Source organism: Rhabdaerophilum calidifontis, assembly GCF_008641065.1.
Lineage (GTDB): Bacteria > Pseudomonadota > Alphaproteobacteria > Rhizobiales > Beijerinckiaceae > Rhabdaerophilum > Rhabdaerophilum calidifontis.
Genome location: NZ_VTRS01000002.1, coordinates 365,962 through 391,809, shown reverse-complemented (window position 1 = coordinate 391,809; position 25,848 = coordinate 365,962). Strand labels below are relative to the sequence as shown.

3 protein-coding genes and 1 tRNA gene are annotated in these 25,848 nt (G+C 69.3%); 3 read left to right on the top strand and 1 reads right to left on the bottom strand.

From position 1 onward, the window contains the following. A partial coding sequence (locus FWJ24_RS06435; protein ID WP_166443605.1) for an LEPR-XLL domain-containing protein occupies window positions 1-16,734 on the bottom strand: 16,734 nt, incomplete at its 3' end. Between the two features lie 370 nt (window positions 16,735-17,104). On the opposite strand from FWJ24_RS06435, the gene FWJ24_RS06430 reads away from it, so the two are divergent. From FWJ24_RS06430 to FWJ24_RS06420, 3 genes are all read left to right on the top strand, one after another. Then, a complete protein-coding gene (locus tag FWJ24_RS06430; RefSeq protein ID WP_150286961.1) occupies window positions 17,105-17,854 on the top strand; it encodes a transglutaminase-like cysteine peptidase in 750 nt (249 codons plus the stop codon). Window positions 17,855-17,947: 93 nt separating this feature from the next. Beyond that, window positions 17,948-18,021: transfer RNA gene (locus FWJ24_RS06425), tRNA-Gly, on the top strand. Between the two features lie 284 nt (window positions 18,022-18,305). Further along, window positions 18,306-25,769 (top strand): 5'-nucleotidase C-terminal domain-containing protein, encoded by a 7,464-nt coding sequence (locus tag FWJ24_RS06420; RefSeq protein ID WP_150286960.1) that lies wholly within the window; start codon window positions 18,306-18,308, stop codon window positions 25,767-25,769. Window positions 25,770-25,848: the final 79 nt, after the last annotated feature.

Below are 25,848 nucleotides of genomic sequence, written 5' to 3'. Positions count from 1 at the left end.
CGAGCCGGCGGTCGGATTGGCGCCGTTGCCGCCGCCCTGCGCCGCGCTGCCGCCGGACCCGCCGGCGCCGCCCGAAGCCGCGCCGCCCGCAAGGCCGCCGCCGGCGGTGCCGGGGGTGAGCTTGAGCCGGATATCGTTGTCCGCGACGCCCTCGCTGCCCATGGTCACGTCATTGCGGACATCGAATGAGACCGGCCGCGTGCCGGTGACGACGAATTCGGTGCCGGCCGCGATGTGGAGATTGCCGTTGACCGTGAACAGCGCGCGTCCCTGCGAAACCGACAGGACCAGGATTCCCGCTGCGTCCGCGATCGCGCCGGACATGGACGGCGCGCGGCCGTTCTCCTCGCCGGTATCGATGACGATGCGCCCGGACATCGTCACGGTGTTGACGGTGGCGACCGGGGTGGCGCCGCCGCCGATCACCGTGCGCCGCGCGACGATGTTGTCGACGAGCGCCGCCCCCGCGGTGACCGAAATCGTCAGCTCGCGCAGATTGAAGAACGGGAACAGCTTCGCGATCTCGCGCCGGAAGCCCGAATCGGCGTCGATCGCGAAGGTCACGGGCGCGATCACGCTGCCGTTGAGCGTGCGGCCGGAGAGCGAGACCGTGCCGCCGCCGGCGCCGGGCACGGCGGCGAACTCGATCACGTCGAGATCGAAGCCCGCGACCGCGACCGAATCCAGCGTCACGCTCTCCCCGGCCTGAAGCTGAAGCGCCGGGCTGACCGCATCGGAGCGGCGGATGGTGCCGGCGAGGCGGAACCCGTCCTCGATATAGCTTGTTCCGTCCATCAGCCCGTCGAGGCTGAGAACCGTCTCGTAATCGCGGAACGTATCGAAATCGCGGCCCGCGAGCACGTCGAGGCCGGATTGCAGCTCGATGAACTCGCCGCGGATGATCCCCGTCACGTCGGCATTGGTCGGGCTGACGACGGTGAGCGAATCCTTCTCGGCCGGATCCGCCGGGTTCGAGCCGCCGAGCACGCGCGTCAGGCGCGCGCCATCCGCCGAGACGATGTTGCCGATCGGCACGCCGCCGCGGGCGGCGCTCAGCATGGTGCCGTTGAAGGTCCAGTCGATGCCGAGGGTGTTCGTGCGGTTGTCGATCACCAGGATCTCGACATCCTTGTCGAGCGCCGTGAAGGAATCCGCGACCGGAAGCCCGGCGATCGGGATTTCGAGCGTGTCCTCGCCGAGCCCGCCGCGCGCCTCGGTGCGCGCGCCGGTGGCGCGGGCGATCGAGCGGGCGATGATGCGGTCGTCGCCGCCGCCGCCATCGACGATCAACCGGCCATTCTCGGGCAGGGCGTCGGCAATATCGATGGTGAAGCGGTCATTGCCGGTGCCGAGCCGGAGTTCGAGCACCTCGATGCCTTCGAGCGCCGGCGTGCCCGCCACGATGCCGGTGATGGTCGCGGTGCCGGGCGTGGCGCCGTCCGTGATGCGGCCATCGATCGCGGCACTGGTGAGGGAGCGGTCGATGACGAAGGTATCGGTGCCGGCGCCGGTGCCGTCCACGGCGAGCGGCGCATCGGCGGCGCGCAGCAGCACGGTGTCGTTGCCGGCGCCAAGGATGATCCGGCTCGCATGCTGGAGCGCGTCGACGAGCGCGACATCGTCGCCGCCGCCGAGATCGATATTCGTCGGCACAGCGGTCGCGCGGATGGTGATGCGGTCCGGGCTGGCGCTCAGCCGGATGTCGAGCGCCGAGAGCCCGCTGAACTCGATCGGCTGCGGCATGCCGGTGGCGGCGAAGAACCCGGTCGTGCCCGCGGCATCGAGCAGCGCGTCGGTAACGGCATCCGAGAGGATCGTCACCCGGTCGGCCGCATCGCCCGCCAGCACCAGCCGCCCGGCGAAAGCCGAGAGCTGGCCGCCGGCCCGGATCGTATCCGCACCGCCGCCGGCATCGAGAACCGTGCGCGTCGATGTCGCCTCGACCCGCACGTCGTCGGCGCCGGCGCCCAGCGCGAGACGCAGGCTCTCGGCGTTCGAATAGGTGACGCCGCCGTCGGGATTGATCACGGTCTGGCTGGCCGAGCCCATGCCGAAACCGATGACGCGGTTGGCGTTCGGGCCGCCGAGAAGGCCGGCATTCGCCTCCGGATCCCCGGAATCATCGAGTTCGATCGCATCCGTGCCGGCGCCCATATCGATCGAGACCGGGCCGCGGATTGCGTTCAGCGTCCCGTCGAGGCCGGCGACGCGCACAATGTCGTCGCCGGCGCCGAGCCGCATCGAGGCGCGCAGATTGGCCGCGGTCGAGCGGACCTCGACGCGATCATCGCCGGCGCCGAGCCCGATCTCCACCGTGTCGATATCGGCGCCGGTCGTGTCGTTCTCGAAGCGCAGCGCGCCGCCCATGCCGAAGCCCGTAAGCTCGGAGAGGCCGGGCGCGCCCGCCACGTCGCCATGGGTGAAGGTGCCGCTCAGGTTCTGCGCCGAGCCGGTCGAGTCGAGATAGATGAAATCGGTTCCCGAACCGCCGCGCAGTGTGAGATCGGCCGCGATAGTCGTCAGGAAGCTTGGCGTGCCCGCCGGCGGCAGCGGCGTCGTCGGGGTCGCGGCGCTGCCGATCAGGATTTCGTCGGTGGCATCGCCGGTCTCGATCGTCGTCGCGGCGAGCGTGCGCTGGAGCGCCACACGGTCGCCGTCGCGGCCGGTGCGGATCAGCACCGAGCCGCCGGTCATCCGGCCGCGCAGGTCGAGCACCGCGCCGCGATTGGGGTCGGGGTCGGTGCCTGCGAGATCGGCAAGCAGCGTCACCGTGCCGGCCGCGCGGGCCGCGAGCGTCGCCCCGAACGGCAGGGTGATGTCGTCGCCTGCCTCGATCAGCACATTGCCCGCGAAGGCCTGAACATCCGCCGCGGCGCCGAAGACGATATCCTCGCCCGAAAGGCCGGTATCGAGGGTCGCGAGCGCGATATCGCCCGCATCGGTCGCGCGGGCGGAGGCCACCGAGAGCAGCCCGGCGGTATCGACGATCGCGATCCCGGTCGCGCTCGACGCCACCAGCGCGTCGGCCGCGGCGCGGGCATCGATCCTGAGCGCCGCATCCGGCGCGCCGATCGCCCCGAGCCCGGCCTCGAGCGTCATGAAATCCGCCGCAACATTGGCCGCCTCGCCCGCGAGCGCGTCGCGGATCGAGAGCGTGGTCCGCAGATCGGCGCGCTGGCCGGCGCCGGTGACCGTCACGCGGTCGATCCCGAGATCGCCGGTATTGCGCAGCAGGATGCCGTCACGCGTCGTCGAACGCAGCCAGGAGGCGTCGCCCACGCGCCCCGCCAGCGGCGCGAGCGTGGTGCGGACGGGATCGGCGGCCGTGCCGACGAATCCGGAGAGCGCCGAGATTTCGAGCGTGCGGCTCTCGATCCGCGTCTCGGTGCCGGTTGCGAGCACATCGCCGGCGGCGGTGACGAGGGTGGTGAAGCCGCGCGCGTTGAGGATCGCGCCGGTCAGCACGATATCGGTGCGCGGATCGGCGCCGCGATTGCGGATCTCGATCGCGGTGTCGTTCGGATCCTGGCTCAGGCTGCGCAGGAAGCCGCGCTGATCGGTGACATTGACGATGATGCTGCCGGTGAGATTCGGGGCGCTGGCCACCGGGTCGATCGCGCCGACGAGGAGGCGCATCGTCGAATCGTTGAGCACCGTCACGGTGTCGAAGGCGGTGCGGAAGCGGATCGTCGCGTTGCCCTCGATGGAATTCTCGCCCGGCAGCGCGCCGGGCGCCTTCAGCGCCGGATCGGCGGGGTCGGAATAGCCGGCCGGGTTCGGATCGCTCGCCCAGGGCGTGATCGTGAACCGCGCCGTGCCGAGGCCGAGCGCGGAATTCGTGACATCCGGCAGGGTGATCGTGTTGGCGACCCGATCGATGACCGGAGCGGCGATGCCCTCGCGGCGCACGACATTGCCGCCCGCGTCGATCTCCAGATAAGGGTTGGTCGGCCCCATCAGCAGCAGATCGGAATTGAAGACGATGACGCGCTTGTAATCGGTCGGCGCGCTCTCCTCGCCGTTGCGCCGGACGCCGACGGGGTATTCCTCGGCATCGTTGGTCAGGTCCGGCGTCTGCGGCGCAGAGGCATCGACATTGAGCGATTTGGTGCGGATCGACGAGGCCGCGAGCGCGCCGGACGCGCCTTCGGTCTCGACCCGGTTCGAGATCGAGAACGGCGTCGTGACCTTGGCATTGGCGTCGCCGAGCGCGTCGGTACGCGCATCGGCATCGGTGAAGACGCGGATCTGCGCGTGCTTGGCCTCGATATCGGCGCGGGTCTCGCCGATGACCACCGATCCGGCCTTGAGCAGGGTGCTCGCCGCGGAAAGCGGCTTGCCGGCGGCGGTCGCGAGCGTCGCGGTCGCGTTCGAGCCGCCGGCGAGGCCCGCGACCTTGGTGTCGGCATCGGTCTCGAGATCGAGCGTGGTCACCGCGGCGACGATCTCGGCCCTGCCCCGCGTCTCGACCCGGGCGCCGGCGCCGATCTCGGTCGTGGTTGCGCCGGAATGGATCAGATCCGCGACCGTGGTGCCGCCGACGCCAAGCGAGCCACCATCGACCCTGGCGATCGAATCCATCGTGCTCGCGCTCAGCGCCTTGATCGTCAGCCGGCCGGCTTCGCCGCCGCGCGCATGAAGCCGCGCCCGGTCGCCGATCGCCACCGCGGTCGTGCCGGTGGCGGCAAGCCGGGTTTTTGCCTCCATCACCGAGACGAGCAGCGCGCCCGAGCCGCCATTGCCCTCCGCGCGGCCGGTATCGCTCGACTGGGCGAGCAGATCGAGATTGCCGCCGGCATCGAGCACGGCGTCCTCGCCGATATCGACGCGGGTCAGCGTGGTCAGCGTCGCCTCGCCGCCGCCGACGATCACCGCGATGCCGCCATAGCTTTCCGGCCGCCCGTAGGCGGTGGCGCTTGTCGTCGACTTCGCCTCGATCACCATGTCGCCGGTGAAGACGAGATCCGCCGCCTTGCCGATCTCGACCTTGGTTGTCGGCGTGGCGGTGACTCGGGAATCGATGCCGCTGCCGGCAAGAATGCCGCCGCTCGCCGCCAGAACCTCGACCCGGGCCGAGACCGTGCCGGTGGCGCGCGCCTCGAAGCTCTGGCCGCGCAGCCGCGCGCCCTGCCCCACCGCGACCTGGACATTCGGCGCGATGGTCGCGCGGCCGATCACGAAGCCGATCGCCGCAAGCCCGCCGGCCACGCCGTCGAGCTTGATCGCCTCGGCCTTGACCGTGTCGGTCGCGCCGAGCCTGATGCGGCCGCTCGCGTGGAGCTGCGCGTCCTTGCCGATCCGGGCCGCGACATTGCCGCCGATATCGAGGACCAGCCCGCCGGCGGCAACGCCGAGGCCGCCGACCGAGATCGCGATGCTCATCGGATCGCCGGCGATATAGGGCTCGATCGTCACGTTGCGCGTGGCGTCGAGCGTCACCGCGCCGACCCGCGCCGCCGCCTCGCCGATCTCGACCGCCTCGCCGATCCGCGCCACGACATCGGAGGTGACGGTGCTGGCGGTGACGGCGGCGCCGAGCGCCGCCACGCCGAAGGCACCGACGCCGTTGGCGATCTGATGCGTGATGTCGCCATCCGCATCGAGCGAAACCGTGCCGAAGCCGCCGATCACCGCCCGGCCGCCCTCCTCGCCCGGCCGGGCGCCGAGCAGCGCCTGGGCGGAGGAGGTATCGGTGACCAGGGAGACGGCACCGCCGAGCACGACGAGCCCGCCGACGCCGGCCAGCGCCAGCACCCGCGTGCGGTTGTCGAGATCGGCGACGATATTCAGCCCGCCGGATGCGGGCGCGAGGCCGGTGATCGTGGTGCCGCGGTCGATATAGGCCTGGACATCGGTGTCGAGCGTCACCACCGCGAGGCCGACGCCGATCGCGCCGCCGCCGATCGCGACCGAGGCGGCGCGGACATCGAGGCGGGTGAAGGCGCGGGCGATGACGTCGAGATCGCGGGCCTCGATCGTGGCGCCGGCCTCGATCCCCGCCGTGGTGCCACTCGCCGGCACGCTCGCCCGCGTCGCCGCCTGCACGCGCCCGGTCGCGGAATTGCCGGATTGGCCGGCGCTCGCGCGCGCCGAATTGCCGAGCACCGCGCCGGTCCCGGTGGCGCCGACCAGGCTGTGGGCGGTGCCGGATCCGGTGCCGGTGAGGTCGATCGCGGTGTCGTTGGTCGCCGACCAGGCGCGCGCCGCCTCGAGGCTCGTCGCGAGCCGCACCCGGTTCGGGTTTGTCGCGTCGGCGATCACGAAATAGACGCCGCCATCGGCGAGCCCGCCGATCGCCGTGCCGCCGCCCGACGAATAGCGCAGGGTATCGCCGGTGGAGAGCCCGTAATCGGCGCCGAGATCGATGGTGTTCGCCGCGAGATCGACGACATTCGCCGCCTGCGGGTTGAAGGCCGGGATCCCGGAATCGCTCGCGTTCAGCTCGCCCGTGAGCGCGCCGAGCGTCTCCTCGATGAAATCGATGACGGTCGAGCCATCCCCCGAGAGGGCGCCGGCGCTCTGCGAGGAGCTGCCGTTGCTCGCCGAATAGCTGTCGGAGAAATTGCCGCCGACCGAATAGACCACGATGCCGCCGGCGAGCCCGACGATGCCGCCGGCCGCCGCGAAGGTCACGCTGTCGATGAAGCGGATCGACAGCGCCTTGACATCGACATCGTCCTTGGCGCGCACGATGGTGCCGGCGCCGCCGATCGTCGCGATCGTGTCGCTGCGGATCATGCCGACATCGACGCTGGCGCCGATCCCGGCGCCGAGCGACACGCCGACCGCGCCGGCGATCGTCACGATGTCGAGCCGGTTGGTCGCGCTGACGCTGACATTCTGCGCCGCGGAGGCCGCGGCCGTGTTGCGGTTGACCTCCGCCCCGCCGGTGATCGCGGCGAAGGTGTCGGAATCGACGATGTTCGCCATCACCGCGCCGGCGATCCCGGCATAGAGGCCGCCGCCGACGCTGGCGCCGATGGCGTAGAGGAACTCGCTCGATTGCGCGAGCACCGCGACGCCGCGGATCGGCGCGGTGGCGAAGCCGCTCGCCGTCCAGCTCCCGGTCGGGATGCCGGTCAGGATGGTGGCGCCGTTGGCGAAGGCATCGACGATCGCGCCGCCGCCGATCGTGGCGACACTCCGCTTGGTCAGGCTGTTCACGCCGACCGCGCCCGCGCCGCCGCCGGCCGCGATGCCGACGCCGACCGCGCCGGTGACCGTGTAGGAAATGGTGTCGTCGCTCGCCGCGACGAGGACATTGTTGCCGACGGTGACCCGCACGCGGCCCTCGATGGTCGCCAGCGTGCCGGTATCAAGGATGAACACCGTCGCCGAGCCGCCGATGCCGACCTTGCCGGCGAGCGCAATGCCTGCGCCGACCGCGACCATCCGCGTCGTCGCCAGCGCGGTGACCCCGACATCACGGGCGGCGTTGACGATCGTGTCATAGGCGCCGGCGGCCTCGCCCTGGATGAAGGCGCGCGTCTCGCCCTTGACGACCGGCACGACGATGCCCGGCGCCGCCGCGAACCCGCCGGCGCCCGCGAGCCCGGCGCCGATCGCCAGCCCGTCATAGGTGCGGCCGGCGGCGACGATAACATCCTGGTTCGCGCCGGCGCCGGTATTGTCGGCATTGATCCGCGCGCCGCGATCGATGAAGGCACGGGTATCGATCGTGTGCACCATGGTGCCGCCGGCGAGCGCACCGGCGCCCTTGCCGGCGATGGCGACGCCGACACCGGCGCTTGTCAGGTCGTTGATGCTGACGGCGACGACGATCACGCCCTGGCGCACGGCCCTGGCCGGCGTGTCGAGCCCGTCGGCGAAGACCGAGGCATCGTCGAGTTCGCTGTTGCTGATCACCGGAACCCCGGTCGAGTTCAGCGATTGCACGACATGCCGGTCGAGCGCGGTGCCAACCACGGCGTTGCGGGAATCCCGCCGCTCGGTCAGGTCGATCGCGGTGCCGGCGAAGGCGAGGTCGCGCGTCTGCGCGAGGCGGAACGTATCGGCGCCGTCGCGGATGACGTAATAGCGCCCGCCGCCGGAAAGCCCGCCGAGCGCCGTGCTCTCGGCGGTGTAGAGGATCTCCTGCCCGGTGGTCAGCCCGTGGGCACGCGCGGTGATCGTGTCGGTCGCGTAATCGACATTAGCGGTGGCGAAATCGGCGCTGCCGCCCTCCTCCTGCTTGTCGACGCGGCGCAGCAGGTGCTGGGCATTGGCGTCGGCGCCGGCGCCGATCGCCAGAGGTAGGGCCGGCAGGCCGGGCGCCGCGGGCGCGAGGGCGAGCCGGAACGTGTCCTTCGTGCGGGCGATGACGACGTATTTCGTCTTGTCCTGGAGGCCCGCGAGCGGGCTCGGCGAGGAATAGATCACCTCGTCGCCGACCTCGAGACCGTGATCGGCGATGTGGAACGTATCGGTCGCGAGATCGATGTAACGGTCGCCGCCCGCCGGCGGCGTGGCCGGCGCCGTGAAGCCGAGCGGCGCCGTGAAGCCTCCGGTATTGGCGAGGATCCCGGCCTTGCCGGCCGCCGCCAGGCCGGTGACGCTCGCATCCTCGCCGATATAGGCCTCGGTGGTCTTGGTCAGGATGCCGACCCCGGCCGCGATGCCGACCGCGCCCGCGCCGGCGCCTGCCACCGAGCCGGCGATCTGGTCGAGATCGGTCCGGTCCTCGGCCGAGACGAGCACATTGCCATCGGAGCCGACGATGGCGAGGCGGCCGATCCAGGCCTTCGTCGTCAGGTCGAAATAGGTGACGCCGACGCTCGCGGCCCCGGCGCCCTTGCCCGCGAAACCGGCCGAGGCCGAGACCGAGACCTGCCGGGCCCCGCCGATGGCCTGGACGACGACATCGTCCTCGGCCTCGACGCGCACCATGGCGCCGATCGCCGCCTCGATCCGCCGCTTGAGCACGCCGGCATCGGCGCCGATCCCGACCCCGACCGCCTTGCCGCCGGCCAGCGCGCCGGCCACGCCGACGAGAACGGTATCGCCCATGGCGACGATGTTGACATCGTCGTTCGAGAACACGCCCTGCCCGGCCGCCGGCGCCATGGTGCGATCGCCGATCAGCGCGCGGACGGTGTCGTCGATATAGGTGACGGTCAGCGCCCCCGCCCCGGCGCCGGTGCCGGAACTGACCGCGCCCCCGACGCCGACGATGACCACCTCCTGCCCGGACCGCGCCTCGATCGAGACGCCCGAGCGCGTGGCGCCGGTGATGTCGGTGATGCCGATCCCGTCATTGCCGTTGGCGCGCAGGGTCGCGGTGCCGTCGACGATCGCCTCGGTGACATTGACGATCGTCACATTGGTGATCGAGATCCCGACCGCCGCCTTGCCGCCGCCGGCGAACCCGCCGGCGAGCGTGACGGAGCGGTTGTCGGCGGTGGCGAGCACGCGCAGATCGTCACCCGATGTCACCGACGACGCGCCCTCGATCTGGGCGCGGGTCGTGTTGGTGATGACGCTGGTCGAGACCGAGCCGCCGAACGCCACGTCCTTGCCGCCGCCGAGCCCGAGGGTCAGCGTGTCGATCGCCGCCTCCGAGCGCGCCGCGACATCGACATCGCCGCCAGCGCTGACCGTCGCGCCGATGATGTGCGCCTTGGTCTCGTTGGCGATGTAATTGCCGGCGAGCGCCGCGCCGACGCCGTTGCCGCCGGTGGCGATGGCCACGCCGCCGGTGAGCGCGCGGATCGTGGTCTCGTCCTCGGCGCGCACGGCGATGCCGTTGCCGGCGCCGTTCGCGACAACCGTCGCGGCCGAAATCACCGCCTCGGTGGTGTTGTAGGTGCCGTTGATGGCAAGGCTCGCGCCGACCGCGTTGCCCTGCCCCCCCGCGCCGGCCGCGCCGATCGCCGCCGCGCCGATGCGGCCGAGATCGGTGAGATCCCCCTCGGTCGATTGCGCGAGCAGGCTCACCGGCCCGCTGGCGGTGACGGTCGCGTTCTCGATGGCGGTGCGGACATTGACCGCGATCTGGTTCCAGCCGAGCGCGGCGCCATAGCCCGAGCCGTTGGTGGCGATGCCCAGCGCGCCGGCGATGGCGGTGATGACGGAAGCGTCCTGCGCCTTCAGGCTGATCGCACCGCCGATCACATCGGCGTTGCGGATCGCCGCCTCGATGCGGCCGGCATTGCCGCGGGCGAAGACCTCCTCGCCATTGGCGATGATGTTGATCGCGATGGTGAAGGCCGCACCGGTACCACCCTGGCCGGTGCTCGCGCCGACCGAGACCGCGAAGGTGCGGATCGACTGATCGTTGACGGCCTCGATGGCGATCGCGTTGCCGTCGCGCGCGGTGAGCGCCCCGCGCCGGACATCGCCTGTGACCCCGGCAAGCGTGTTCGCCGCGAGCTGGTTATAGGCGATCGAGGCGCCGATGCCCTTGGCGCCGGCCGTGCCCCCGCCGCCGCCGCCGATCACGTAGAGATCGGCGGTGTTGCGCGCCCGGAGCGTGGCGTCGTGGGTGGTGACGGCGGCGCCGTCGATCACCGCGCGGGTATCGTCGACCAGCCGGTTGATCGAGACCGAACCGGCGAAGGCATCGGCGTTGCTGGTGCCGGAGGTGTTGAGATTGGCGCTCAGCGCCGCGGAGAAGGCGAAAACGAGCCCGGTCCGCTCGGCCGAGAGCAGGACCTCGCTGTCATAGGGCTTGCCCTGCGGATGCGGCCGGTCGTCATCGGCGCCGTTGGTGACGATCGTGAGCCCGTTCGGGTCCGTGCCCGGCGTCAGGCGGTTGGCGATCGCCGCGCGGGTGGTCGAACTGATCTGGTTCAGCACGAAGGCGCCGCCGATCGTCGTGCCGCCGGCGCCGGACTGGCCGCCCGCCTTGGCGATCGAGACCCCGCCGGCCGCGCCGATGATCAGCTGGTCGTTGAGCGCCTCGATCCCGAGAACCGGGCGCGGATCGCCGGAGGGCACGCTGGCGCGCGTGGCGATGATGGTGCCCGAGGCGTTGATATAGGCCTTCGACGTATCGCGGACGACATTGACCAGCGCGCTGCCGGCGATGCCGATGCCGCTCGTGCCGTCGATATGGATGTCCTCGCCGAACTGCTTCGGCAGCTTCGGCCCCTGGACGGGGTTGTCCTTCGAGGGGGTGGGGCCGGAGGTGATGACGGTCGCGGCGCCGACGAAGCTGTAGAGGCCGCTCTTGTAGCTGCGGTCGGCGATGCCGTCGTTGTATTTGTGGTCGCCGCCGAGCGTCGATGTCAGTGAAATCGAGCCGGCCGAGATCGCGACCCGCCCCGCCGGGGTCAGATCGGCCTCGTTGTCGACGCCGTCGCGATCGGTGGGGTCGGCGCCGATGAAGGCGTGGGTGGCGCGCTCGATATCGTTGACGATCACGGCGAAACCGACGCCGGTGGCGCTGCCCGAACCGGGGCTGACATTGGCGACGATGATCGAGCCCGCGAGTCCGAGCTGGAAGCCGCCGGATTTGGCGCTGATCGAAAGATCGCCGCCGCCGCCGATCGCGGGGCCGGCCGCGGCATCGGCGACGATGCCGGCCTGAGTATCGCTGCGCTGGCGCGTCGCCAGCGCGCTGCCGGCGAAGGCGAAGCTGCCGCCATCGATCTTGCCGCCCGATTGCGCCATCGAGATGCGGAAGATGCTCTCGGTCGCATCGAGCGAGAGCTTGCCCTTGGCGCCGGTATTGACTTTCGCCGCGCCCTCGATACGCGCCTTGGTCTCGTTCTCGTGGATCGAAACGAGGATCGAGCCGCCGAGCGCCTTGCCGCTCGACCGGCCGAAAACGTCGATGACGTCGCCGCCGGCCCAGAGCTGGCCGAACTTGTTCTCGTAGATGCCCTTGCCGATCGGGCTCTCGCTCAGCGACCATTTGCCGATGCCGGCCAGCTCGATCAGCTGCATGTCGAGCGTCGCCTTGAGCGCCACGCTCTGCTTGTCGCCCGGCGACCAGGCCGCATCGACAAGCTGGTTGATGTTGGCGCCGGATTCGACGATCGCCTTCGTCGTGTTGAGATAGGTGTTGACCGCGATCGAGCCCGAGACCGCGACGGCCTTCGATTCCGCCGCCTTGCCGTAGGACATCACCCAGGTGTTGAGCAGCTTGGTGCCCACCCCGAACGTGCCGTCGAGCAGCGTCGTCACCGCGCTGATGCCGCGGTCGGCGATATCCTGCGGGATGCCGGTCAGCACCTGGACCGGCGGGATCAGGAACGGATAGGTGGTCTTGGCGCCGAGATCCACCTTGCCGTAGGCGTCGACATCCGAGAAGCCCCGGATCAGGGCGTTGGCATCGTTGTCGAAGACCGCGACCGCGATCGAGAGCGAGACCGCGGAACCGTTCGAGCCCTTGGGCTTGGAGACCTGGCTCTGGGCGATGATCTGGGTCTTCTGCTCGATCGAGGCATTGACCTCGACATTGCCCTGCGAGCGGATCGAGGTCCGGTCCGCGGCGGTGGCATTGTCGCCGATCACGGCCCGGACATCATGCAGCCCCACCGTGACACCGACCGCGCCGGCACCGGAGAAGCTGTTGTTCTGGATCGGCAGTTCCTTGCCGTTCTGATCCTTCGGCATCTTGCCGCTCTGGGCGGAGGCGTTCTGCCAGAAGGCGGCGAGCGCGACATCGCCGCGGCTCAGGATATCCTTGTATTTCGTCGGGTTGAACTTGCCGCCGACCTCGGGCTTGGCGACGGCGCGGACATCGGATTTCAGCGAGGCCTGCACGCCGACGCCGTCGGTCAGGGTCGTGTCGTCGCCGAGCGTGTGCCAGGCGCGCGAGCCGGCCGGAATGCCGGAGGGTTTCGCGGTAAGGTCGATCGCCTTGACGGCCTTGACGAGCGCGGGGTCGTCGACGAGCCGGAACGTGTCGTCCGAGACCTTGACCACCCAATAGGTGCGGCCATGCTCCAGCCCGGTGATCGCGGGGTCCTGGATCGAGACATTGAGCGTCCGCCCGACGGTCTCGCCGGGCTGCGGCGGCTGGACGATCGTGCGCGTCACGGTGGTGTCGGCGGCGGAATAGACGATCGCCTGCCCGTCCGCGAGCCCGTGCCCCGTGAGCTTGAACAGATCGCGCTCCGCATCGACATGGGCGCTTGTCGGCTTGAACACGAAGGTCTTGCCGATGAACGAGAGCGCGTGAGCGCCCGGCCCGGCCGGGTTCGAAAGGTCGATGATCGCGCCGGTCACCGCGTCACGCAGGCGGAAGCTGTGGGCGTCGATCGCCTCCAGCAGGTATTCGCGCTCGTTGGCGAGCCCGCCGATGATATTGTCGGCATCGTCGGAGACCGGCGCGTAGATCACCCGCGTCGTGCCGGTGAAGCCGTGGTCGCGCAGCAGGATGCGTTCGCCGGCCGCGTCGACGCGCCCCGCCACCACTTCCCGCGCGGCGCCATTGCGCGTGAAGGTGAAGGTGCCGCCGTTGAGCGGGGCGACGAGCTGGACCACCGCGCCGCCGCTCATGAGCCTGAACAGCGTGTCGTCGATCTTCTCGACCGTGTAATCCTGCCCGCTGACGAGGCCGATCGAATCCGGCCCGGCGCTGGTGAAGCGCACGACATCGCCGGTGGAGAAACCGTGATCGACGAGCCGGACCGTGTCGTTCGCGGCATCGATCGGGTCGAGATCGAAGAACAGCGTCTTCGGCACCTCGATCTTGTGGTCCGAGCCGGCATTGGCGCCGGTCAGATCGAGGTCGAGCGGCGGCGCCGCCGCGAGCTGGATCGTGTCCTTGTCGATGACAATGACGTAATAGCTCTTCTTGTCCGCGAGCCCGCCGATCGCCTCGCCCGGCACCAGCACCGCGCCCTGGATCTGGGCGGGCTTGTCGGGGTCGGGCGCGAAGCCGCCGGCGCGGTTCTGCGCGGTGTAGGTCACGAGCTGGCCGTTGCGGAAGCCGTGATCGGCGATGCGGATCGTGTCCTTCGCGAGATCGAGATCGCGGTCGATATCGTCGATCGGCTTCGTCGTTCCCGAGCCCGAGACGGTGGCACCGGCGCTGATCGTGCCGTCGAGGAAGGCGCGGACCTCGGAGATGTCGAGCCCCAGCACCGCGCCGAGCCCGCCGCGCCCGTCGATGAAGCCGACAGTGGAGCCGTCCGCCGTCGCCTTGGTCACGCCGGCCGCGACCGCGTTGACATTGCCGTTCTTCGCCCAGATCGTCGCCTCGCGCATCACGCGCGTCGTCGCCGTCAGGTCCGAATGCGCGAGCGCGATGGCGATCGTCACCGCATTCGGATCGGCCGGCTGGCCGGTGAAGCTGACGAGATTGGCGGAGGCGCGCGCAACCGTGCGCGCCGTCGCCTCGCCGCTCGCCCGGATGCGGACATTGAGATCCGCCTCGATATTGGTCGTGCCGACGACGAGCGCCGAGACATCGCTCTTGGCGAGGCCGTAGCCGGCAGCGAACTCGACGCCGGTTGCATCCGAGATCGGGCTCCCCGAAATCGCGAGCGCGTAGACCTCGGTATTGACCTTGGTCGAGGCCGAGACATCGACCGAGGCGGTGCTGACGATCGTCGCATCCGCCAGCGAGACATGCGCGTTCGCCTCGCGGATGATCACCGAGACATCGATGCCGGTCAGGGTGCCGATCAATCCGCCGGGGATCTGGCTGAGGAGATTGGTCGCGGTCGCGGTCAGCCCCTTCATCATCGGGGGCACGTTGTTGACATCGTTGGCGATCGCGAGATCGCTCGAGGTCGCGAGCAGCTCGACATTGCCGCCGCGCAGGGTGGCGCCGTGGATGGTGATGCGCGTGTCCTTCGAGGTGAAGTCGAAGGGCCAGCTCGCGGCGCGGAAGGCGGTATCGGAGACCGCGATCGTGATCTTGCCCGCCTTCTTGCCGGCGGTGTCGGCCTCGGCGCGCAATTCGGCATTGGGGCCGAGCGCGACGACGCGCCCGCCGCCAGCCTTGACGCCATCCGCGGGATTGGTGCGCTCGATGCCGCCGAGCCAGATATTGCCGGCATTGCCGCCGGCCTTCTGTGTGCTGACGACCGCCGATTGCGACACCGCCTCGACCCGCAGCACCAGCACCTGGCCGGCAATGTCGAACCGGACCAGATCGCCGGCCGCGTAGCCGGTGCCCGGATCGTTGACGATGATCGTCCGCGCGCCCGCGCCGTCGGTCTCGACGCTGACCCGCATGCCGGCGCCGGCGCCGCTCGTCGAGGTGGGCGAGAGATCGCGAAAGGTCTGGCTTGCCGGCAGCGTGATGGCGCCGCTCTGGTCGCTGACCCGCGCCGAGAAGCCCCAGTTCTCGACCTTGAACGTGATGGTCCGCGTCGAATCGCCCGGATGCGCGAAGCGGATCGTGTCGCCGACCACGCGCGGGCCGGAGCCGAGCACCGTGACCCAGGCCTCGACGATGCGGCCATCGCCGTCGGTCGCGAGCGCGGCGCGCATGCCGGTATCGGCGCCGACGGGGCGGAGATCTCGGAACACGGCGTTCTTGTCGCCGCTCCAATCGCCGGCGGTCTCGGTGTGGCGGAGCACGGTGCCGACATAGATCGTGTCGGCATTCAGCGTCAGGTTTCGCCCCGGCAGCGAGATATCGCCATTGACGCGGATGACGCTGTTCTTGGTCAGGTTGTTGTCGCCCGGCAGGAGGCCGCCGGTCGCGAAGGGATCATAGGCCGAGGAGAGCGCGTTGACGGTGAGATTGCCGGCGAAGACCGTGTCGAGCGATTGCAGCGTGATCTCGTCGCGCCCGGAGCTGAGCCGGATCGTCAGCGTCTCGAGCGCGCCGGTGATGCGGAACTTCTGGTCCTCGAATGTGCCGTTGACGCTGTCGAGCAGCATCCAGCCGTCATTCGCGGTGCCGATATCGACCAGGCGGACGATGCTCGCGGTGGTAGTCGGGAGCGAATCGTCCCCCGGCGTCAGGTCGCTGATGTTGAAGGTATAGCTCGTCGCGGCGATGTCGAGCTCGACCGGTTCGAGGCCGCGATAGGTGACGGTCTGGCTGCCGTAGCGGATCGAGCCGGAATCCGGCCCGGTCGCGGTCGAGACCAGCGAGGCCACGGCGCCGCCGCGGATTACCAGCGTGTCGAACCCGCCCGCACCGCCATCGACCGCGCCGGCGAGCGTGCCGCCGGCCTCGAAGGTGAAGATGTCATGGCTGCCGGCGGCGCCGATCAGATCCTCGAAACCGGCGAAACGCAGATCGCCGACCCGCCCGGAACCGGCCCCGTCGATGATCCAGCCCGTATCGCCGGCGCCGCCATGCAGACGGTCCGTCCCCGCGCCGCCGGCCAGCGCCTCGACATCGTGGAAGCGGGCATCGACAGGCCCGTCGATCGTGATGCTGCCATCCGCGTTCCGCCTCCAGTCGAGCGTGTCGGCGGAGAGGATCGTCACGGAATCGTCGCCGCCCGCACCGAAGAAGGCGATCGTCGGCGCCTCGCTCCCCGCGAAGGAAACGAGATCGATCGTCACGCGGTCGGCGCCGGCGCCGCCATAAATCTCGAGCCCGGAAATCGCGCCGATCTCGTAGCGGGCGATCACTTCCTCGGGCCGCTGGCGCTGGACGACCTCGATCTGCCGGGCGGCGGCCGGCCCGGACGCACCCTCGGGCGCGAGGCGGACAAGCACGTCATGATCCTGCTGCTGGGGCAGCAGCGCCGGCAAGGCCAGCGCGGCGGGATCGGCGCTCAGCAGCAGCCGCGGCTCCAGCGGATCGAGGCGCAGACGGTAGCCGGCAGGTGATGGCGCGATGGACGGCGCGATCCGCGCGGCGGAGGCGCGCAAGCGCGCGCGCACTCCTTCGAGCACGCCACCCGACCCCTTCGACCAACGCGGAACGTAATTCAAAGCGCCCCCCTGACGAGTCCGGAGCCTAGCAGGCGGAATCAGAATTTTAAAGATTCATTTACCAGCGAAGTCGATTTTTATTATGACAGTTCTGTTGCACTTCGATCTGTTGCTTAACAGCGCCAGTGTTTCGGGGAGCTGTCCACGCTCCAGGCATCGCAACTCCTGCGTTTTCACCTCCGCTCCCGGCTGCGCCGCGCCAAGGTAAGCAAGGGCTTAACCCGCTGCTTTGCATTGGCTTTATTCCCGGCCCCGTTTCTTAGCCCGCCAAGTCTAGGTTGCGCCCGTCCCGTCCGGGGAGGGGTTCATGCGTCGATTTCTCGCCGCGAGCATCGGTATTGTTCTGGTTGTTGCGCAGCCGGCCGGGGCGGTTCCGGTCGAGGAAGCTGCCCGTGGCGAAGCGCCCCGCCCCGCCCTGCCGCACAGCATCGCGATGCCCGCCGACATTCCGGTGCCCGCCCTGCCCGGCGCGATCGGGTTCTGCCATGCCTATCCGCAGGCCTGCGGCAACCGGGGCGGCGCCGAGCGGGTGGCGCTGACCGAACAGGTCTGGGCCGAACTCGATGCGGTCAACCGCGCGGTGAACGCGGCGATCCGGCCCGAGCGGGAGACCGGCCCCGACCGCTGGCGCCTCGACACCGATGCCGGGGATTGCGACGATTACGCCGTGCAGAAGCGGCAGGCGCTGATCGAGCGCGGCTATCCTGCCGGCGCGATCGCGCTTGCCGTGGCGCGGCTGCCGCATGGGGAGATGCATCTCGTCGCCGTGATCCGCAGCGATCACGGCGATTTCGTGCTCGACAACCGCTTCGACGAGATCCGCGCCTGGACCAGCCTGCCCTATCGCTTCCAGATGATGACCGCCGGCGCCGATCCGCGCCGCTGGGTGGCTGTCGCACCCGCCGGACGCGCGGCGCCGGCCATGCTGGCGCGGCTTGCGCCGCCGGTGCGGATCGAGCCCGTCCGCCCCGAGCCGGCGGCAAAGCCCGAGAGCCGGCCCGCCAGCTGGCAGCAAGCAGGCTGGCGCGACGTGGTGATCGCGGCATTGCTTTTCTGAGGGCAGACGCCGCGGTCGCCGGGCGGTTCGGCGGGGGCGGATCAGGCGACGGCCTTGCATCGCGGGCCGTGCCGGATTACCTCTCGCTTACCCGCGGGTGTAGCTCAATGGTAGAGCAGCAGCCTTCCAAGCTGAATACGAGGGTTCGATTCCCTTCACCCGCTCCAGAAATTCTCTCGATCCCATCCTGGGCAGTCTCGAATTCAAACCATCGTTCGAGACAGATCCCCGGACGAACATCGTCCGAAGAGGATCGGCGGGAGAGGATCAGCACAGCGAATTCCCCCACTGGTCGCAACCGAGATGCACGCACGCAGCGGTTCGGCGCGATTGCTGAGCCGGGTCGTCATCTTGTCGTTAACAAAACCTTTCTTCTTGGCGCCGAATTGAGGTGCGCTGCCGGCACGGGTCGGGGGCGAGGCTTCATCATGCTGCGTTTCAGGAGGAAGCCATGGCGCTCGGGCCGGGATCTATCGCGTTCATCGGGTTCAATGCGGACGGCAATGACAACCTCGCCTTTCTGGCGATCGACGAGATCCCGGCCGGCACCACGATCCATTTCTCCGACAATGAATGGAATGGCCTCGCGATCGGCGCCGGCGGCGCGTTCAACAGCGGCGAAAGCGCGTTCCGCTTCACCGCCACCACGGCCATCGCGCCGGGAACGGTCGTCACGATCGACAATATCGGGACCGGCACCGTCTCCTCGAATATCGGCGCCGTCGCGTTCACCGATTCCGCCAATCGCGGCCTCGCGGCGGGCGGCGACACGGTCTACGCCTACCTCGCCCCCGATGCGAGCCCGGCGGCGCCGACCGCGTTCCTGACCGCGTTCAGCAACGGCTCGTTCTCCGGCGACGGCACGATCGCCAATACCGGCCTGACCGCCGGCCTCAACGCCCTGGCCTTCGACACGGATGCCGATATCCTGGCCTATAACGGCCCGCGCAGCGGCGAGACGAGCCTTGCCGCCTATGCCCCGCTCATCAACACGGCCGCGAACTGGATCACCGAGGACGGCTCGGGCGACCAGCACAACAACGGCACCGCGCCCGATATCCCCTTCTCCACGGCCGCGTTCTCGGCCACGGGCGGCGGCACCGGAGCGCTGACGGGGCTCTCGGCCTCCTCCGCCTCCACCGCCGAGGGCGGTTCGCTGACCTTCACCGTAACGCTCGACGGGCCGGCGCCGGTCGACACGGTCGTGACGCTCTCGGCGATCGGCGACATCGCGATCCCGGCCAGCGTGACGATCCCGGCCGGGCAGAGTTCGGCGAATTTCACCGGAACGGCGGCCGACAACACCGAGATGGGCCCGAACCCGCCTGCGCAGGTCACGGCCGCGCTCGGCGCCGCGAATTTCTCCGTGCCGGTGACGATCACCGACAACGACGATTACACCCATATCTACACGATTCAGGGCACGGGCGCGGTCTCCGCCTTTGTCGGGCAGAGCGTGACGACGCGCGGCGTGGTCACCGCTGTCGATACCAATGGCGGGGATTCGAGCCGCGGTTTCTACATCCAGGACGTTTCGGGCGACGGCAACGACGCCACTTCGGACGCGATCTTCGTCTTCCGCTCCTCCGGCGCGGCGCTGCCGCAGGTCGGCCGCCTCGTCGAGGTCACCGGCACGATCTCGGAATTCACGCCCTCCAGCGCGGCTTCGGGCAGCTTCTCGCTCACGCAGTTCGGATCCTCCGCGAGCTGGACCGATCTCGGCGCCGGTTCGGCCATCACCCCGGTGCAGATCGGCGGGCCGGGCGGCCGCCTGCCGCCGACCGCCGATCTCGCCGCTGGCGCGGCCTTCTTCGAGAGCCTCGAAAGCATGGTGGTGACGGTCAAGGCGCCGATCGCCGTGGGACCGACCAACAATTTCGGCGAAATCTACACCGTCGTCGACAATGACGCGGATGCCTCGAATGGCATCGGCGGCGCGACCGGCCTCACCGAGCGCGGCAACCTGCTGCTGACCCCCGGCGCGCCGAGCTTCGGCAAGACCGACACCGCCGGCGGCGATTTCAACCCCGAGCGCATCCAGATCGATGCGGATAGCGGCCTGCTGCCGGGCTTCACCAAGCCGGTCGTCGATGTCGGGGCGCAGCTCTCCGACGTGACCGGCGTGGTCGCCTATGCCTTCGGCAATTACGAGGTGCTGGCCACGACGCCCTATTCCGTGACCAATCCGAGCCCGCTCGTCCGCGAGACCGGCGCGCTGAACGGTGCCTCGAACAAGCTGCTGATCGCGAGCTACAACGCCGAAAACCTCGACCCCAAGATCGAGACCCAGAGCCTGGTGCAGAACGGCAGTGCCAGCAATGTCGATGACGATCTCGGCTCGGGCAAGTTCGACACGATCGCGAACCAGATCTTCGCGACGCTGAACGCGCCGGACATCGTGGCGCTTCAGGAGATCCAGGACAGCGACGGCGCCGAGATCACCGGCACCGTTTCCGCCTCGGTGACGCTCCAGACGCTGGTCGACAAGATCAACGCGCTGGCGGCCGCCTCGGGCAGCCCCGCGCATTACGCCTTCATCGACCACCCGTTCCTCAACAACAACGCCGCGGGCAATGCCAATGGCGGCCAACCCGGCGGCAATATCCGCGCGGCCTTCCTCTATCGCGAGGACCGGGTGAGCTTCGACCCCGCCTCGCTGCGCACGGTGGGCCCGGACGGCGAGAGCATCGTCGATCTCGCCGGCAATGCGAGCCAGGCGACCGACCCGGATCATCCGTTCTACGGGTCGCGGCCGCCGCTGGCGGCGACTTTCACCTTCAACGGCGAGACGGTCACCATCATCAACAACCATTTCAGCTCCAAGGGCGGCAGCCAGCCGCTGCTCGGCTCGGCGCAGCCGCCCGCCAATGGCAGCGAGGTTCAGCGCGCGGCGCAGGCGCAGGCGGTGAATTCCTTCATCGACGCCCTGCTCGCGAACGACCCCGACGCCAATGTCGTCGTGGCCGGCGATCTCAACGAATTCCCCTTCGAGCAGCCGATGAGCGTGCTCAAGGGCGAGGCCACGATCTCGGGCTACGATGTCCCGGGCACCGATCCCGGCGCGGCGACCGCGACCTACACGCCGGGCGGCACGGCGATCCTGACCGATCTCGGCGAGACGCTGCCGGAGAGCGAGCGGTTCGACTACGTGTTCGAGGGCAATTCGCAGACGCTCGACCATATCCTCGTCACCAACAATCTCACCGGCCGCAGCGCCTTCGACGTGGTGCGGGTCAATGCCGATTTCGGTGTCCAGACCAGCGACCACGATCCGCTGCTCGCCGCGATCCAGCTCGGCGCCTTCCGGATCGGGGCCGGCGAGACGGTCACCGAAACCCAGATCCTCCATGATACCGACCAGGGCGTGGTCGAGGCCGGCGGCACGCTCGCCGTGACCGCCACGGGAACCGGCAGTGCGACCGCGATCCTGTGGACCGGCGGGACTTCGAGCATCGAGAACGGCGGCATCATCCGCGCCGCGGCCGGAAGCGGCGCCAGCCGGGCGATCGATTCCGTCACCCCCCTGCCCGCCGGCAGCACGCTCACCATCACCAACCTCGCCGGCGCGGAAATCGTCTCGAACAACGACGACGCGATCCGCATCCGCGCCAATATTCCCGACGGCCGCATCACCATCGACAATGCCGGCGCGGTCGTCTCGGGCGATTACGCAGGCGGGGTCATTTCCGGCACCCGCAGCGGCCAGGCCATCGACCTCAACAGCCTCACGGCACCGACGATCGCGACCACCATCGTCAATGCGAGTTCCGGCGTGATCGGGGCGGCGAATGCCGACGCGATCCGCACCGGCATCAACGCGACGGTCGAGAACAGCGGCGTGATCGTGGCGCTCAACGGCAGCGGCGGCAGCAACAGCGACGCGATCGACTTCCAGGATAACGGCACCGGCACGGTGACCAATCTCGATCTCGGCTCGATCACCGGCGCGCGCCACGGCATCACCGGCGGGCAGGCGATCCTTGTCCAGAATCTCGGCGCCGGCGCCACGATCACCGGCCAGCGCGGCTCGGGCATCAATCTCGACACGGCCGCGGATTCGCTCACCACGATCGTCAACAAGGGCACGATCACCGGCACCGCGAGCGGCACCAGCGACGGCGACGGCATCGATGTCGACGGGCTCGTCGATCTCGACAATGAGGGCCTCGTCGAGGCGCTCGGCACCGCGACCGGGGCGCTGAACGAAGGCCTCGCGATCGGCGGCGGCAGCGTCACCAACCACGCGACCGGCGTGATCCGCTCGACCGAACGCGCCATCACCGTCGATGACAGCGATCTCGGCGAGGCGTTCGGGGCGATCACCGTCACCAATTTCGGCCTGATCGAGGGCGGGAACGGCGAGGCGATCGCGGTGGCCGGCAACCGGGCCGACCTGCTGGTCAATCACGGCACGATCGCCGGCTCGGTCGATCTCGGCGGCGGGGCCGATACCTTCAACCTCCATGCCGGTTCGAGCATCTCCGGCATGGTCAATGGCGGCGCGGGCGCGGATACCGCCAACCTGCTCGGCACCGGCGCCGGGCTCTTGGACGAGTTCACCGGTATCGAGACCATCCGCGTCCATGGCGGTGAATGGACTCTCGGCAGCGAGGGCTTCGAGACGCTCGTGCTGGAGGACGGCGCCCAGGCGCTGGCAATCGACGGCGCGCTGCTGGCGGACGGCGCCTTCGCGGCCACGATCACCGGGTTCGGCACCGATGACCGCATCACCCTCGCGGGGATCGGCACGGCGGCGACGGCGACGCTCGGCGCCGGCAACCTGCTCACCCTGGCCGGCGGTTCGCTGGCCGGCCCGGTGACGCTCCAGCTCGACCCGGCCCTTTCCTATGCCGGCAAGACCTTCTCCGTTTCATCCGACAGCCTTGGGGGCACCAACGTGACCGTTTCCAGCACCTTCCAGCTCCAGCTCCTGCATTTCGCGGATGGCGAGGCCGGCCTGCTCGCGCTCGATACCGCGAAGAACCTTGCGGCGATGGTCGATGCGTTCGACGACGATTACGCCAATACGCTGATCCTCGCCGGCGGCGACAACTGGCTGCCGGGTCCGTTCCTCGCGGCCGGCACCGATACCGCGGTGCGTGACGAGATCAACGCCGCGACCGGCTCGACCATGACCGGGACCATCCCGATCGCCGCCGCCGACATCGCGATCCACAACCTGATCGGCGTCGAGGCCTCCGCGATCGGCAACCATGAATTCGATCTCGGCTCGAACGTGCTCGCCTCCTCGCTCAGCCCGAACAGCGGCTGGACCGGCGCGCAGTTCGTCTCGGTCTCGGCCAATCTCGTGGTGGGCCCCTCCTCGCCCTATTATACCAACCCGACCGCGACCGATTCGGCGCTCAACGGCATCTATGTCGATACGGTTGATTTCAACGTCCAGCCGGCGCTCAACGCCGCGCCGACCACCACGAACGTCGCCGAGGCCTCGACGCTGAAGGGCAAGATTGCGCCGGCGACCGTCATCACCAAGGGCGGGGAGAAGATCGGCATCGTCGGGGCGACCACCCAGATCCTCGAGACCATCTCCTCGCCGAGCGGCGCCGAAATCGCCGGCTTCCCCGGCGGCCCCGGCGCCAATGGCGAGGCAGACAACATGGACCTGCTCGCCGCCCAGCTCCAGCCGATCATCGACGAGCTGATCGCCGAGGGCGTGAACAAGATCGTGCTGATGGCGCATCTCCAGGTCATCACCAACGAGATCGCGCTCGCCTCCAAGCTGCGCGGCGTGGACATCATCCTCTCGGCCGGCTCGAACACGCGCTTCGGCGACAGCGACGACGTGGCGGTGGAATTCCCCGGCCATGCGGCGGATTTCGCCTACACCTACCCGCTCGCGACCACCGGCGCCGACGGCAAGACGACGCTGATCGTCAACACCGACAATGAATACACCTATCTCGGCCGCCTCGTGGTGGAGTTCGACGAAAACGGCGACATCCTGGTCGAGAGCCTCACGGCCAACCAGGCGGTCAACGGCGCCTATGCCTCGACCGATGAGAATGTCGCCGCCGCCTGGGGCACCAGCGTCGACCAGCTCGACGACACCGCCTTCGCCGCCGGCACCAAGGGCGGGCAGGTCGCGAGCATCACCGATGCGGTCGGCGAGGTCATCGCGGTCAAGGACGGCAATGTCTTCGGCTACTCGAATGTCTACCTCGAGGGCGAGCGCAACCAGGTTCGGGCGCAGGAGACCAATCTCGGCAACCTGACCGCCGATGCCAATGCCTGGAAGGCGCGCACCGCGCTCGACACGGATATCCCCGTGGTCTCGATCAAGAATGGCGGCGGCATCCGCGCCCAGATCGGCACGATCTCCGCGCCCGATCCGGTCGACGGCACCGTCGACAAGCTGCCGCCGGAAGGCGGCGTCTCGCAGCTCGACATCGAGAACGCGCTGCGCTTCGACAACCGCCTGATGGTGTTCGACACCACGCCGCAGGGCCTGCTCAACATCTTCAACTTCGCGGCCAATCTCGCGACCTCTGGCGCGAACGGCACCCCGGTCGGCGGCTTCCCGCAGATCGGCGGCCTCGCCTTCTCCTTCGATCCGACCAAGCCCGAGAATGCGCGCATCGTCAGCATGGGTCTCCTGGACGAGTTCGGCAATGTCGCGATCCCGCTCGTGCGGGATGGCGTGGTGCTTCCGGGCGCGCCGGCGCTGATCAGCGTCGTCACGCTGAACTTCACCGCCAATGGCGGCGATGGCTGGCCGATCAAGGCGAATGGCGAGAATTTCCGCTATCTTCTGAATGATGGCACGCTCTCGGCGCCGATTGACAAGACACTGAACTTCACCGCCGCCGCCAATATCCCCGCCAACACGCTCGGCGAGCAGAAGGCGTTTGCGGATTTCCTCCAGGCGTTCCACAGCACGCCCGAAACCGCCTTCGGCAAGGCCGACACGCCGGCCAGCGAGGATCTGCGCATCGAGAATCTCGCGGTGCGCAGCGATGCGATCATTCCCGCCGATGCGCAGATCGGCACCGAGGCCGACGAGACGATCCTCGGCGATGGTGGCGACAACACGATCTTCGCCCAGGGCGGCGATGACGATCTCGACGGCGGCGCGGGCGACGACATGCTCAATGGCGGCGCGGGCAACGACCTCGTCAAGGGCGGGGCGGGCGACGACGTGCTGATCGGCGGCGCGGGCAACGACATCGTCAAGGCCGGCGCCGGCGCCGATATCGCCGATGGCGGCGAGGGCAACGACCAGTTCCTCGGCAAGGTCGGCAACGACGTGATCCGCGGCGGCGCCGGGCGCGACATCCTCGATTATCAATGGGAGACCGACGCGATCACCTTCGATTTCGCGGCCGGCACCGCCACCACCGCCGCCGGCGCGCGGGACACGTTCACGGGCATCGAGTTCGCGAAGCTCGGGCGCGGCAACGACGTGGTCATCGGCAGCGACGGCGATGACGGCGTCTATGCCGGCGCGGGCGACGATCATGTCCAGGGCGGCGCCGGCAACGACGAACTCCACGGCCGCGACGGCAACGATACGCTGATCGGCGAAGCGGGCAACGACATCCTCAACGGCGGCGAGGGCAACGACCTCATCGATGGCGGCGAGGGCAATGACCGCCTGTATGGCCGGGGCGGCGACGACCTGTTCCGCTTCGAGGCCGGGTTCGGCGCCGACACCATCATGGATCTCGAGGCGGGCGACAAGGTCGATCTGCGCGGCTTCGGCTTCGCCTCGGGCCAGGCCGTGATCGACGCCATGGTGGCGAAGAGCTTCGGGCTTCAGCTCATCCTGGCCTCCGGCGAGCGGCTCACCCTCGCCGGCATCACCAAGGCAGAGCTTTCCGAGACCCAGTTCATCGTCACCGACGAGGACGCCGCCGGGCTCGCCGGGTTCGGGGCACCGTCCCCGTATCTCATCTGACGCCGCCTTCCGCGACACCGGGAGACGCCGCTTCCGCGGCGTCTCCGCAGCTTCGGGGACCATCCGGCTCCTGTAATCC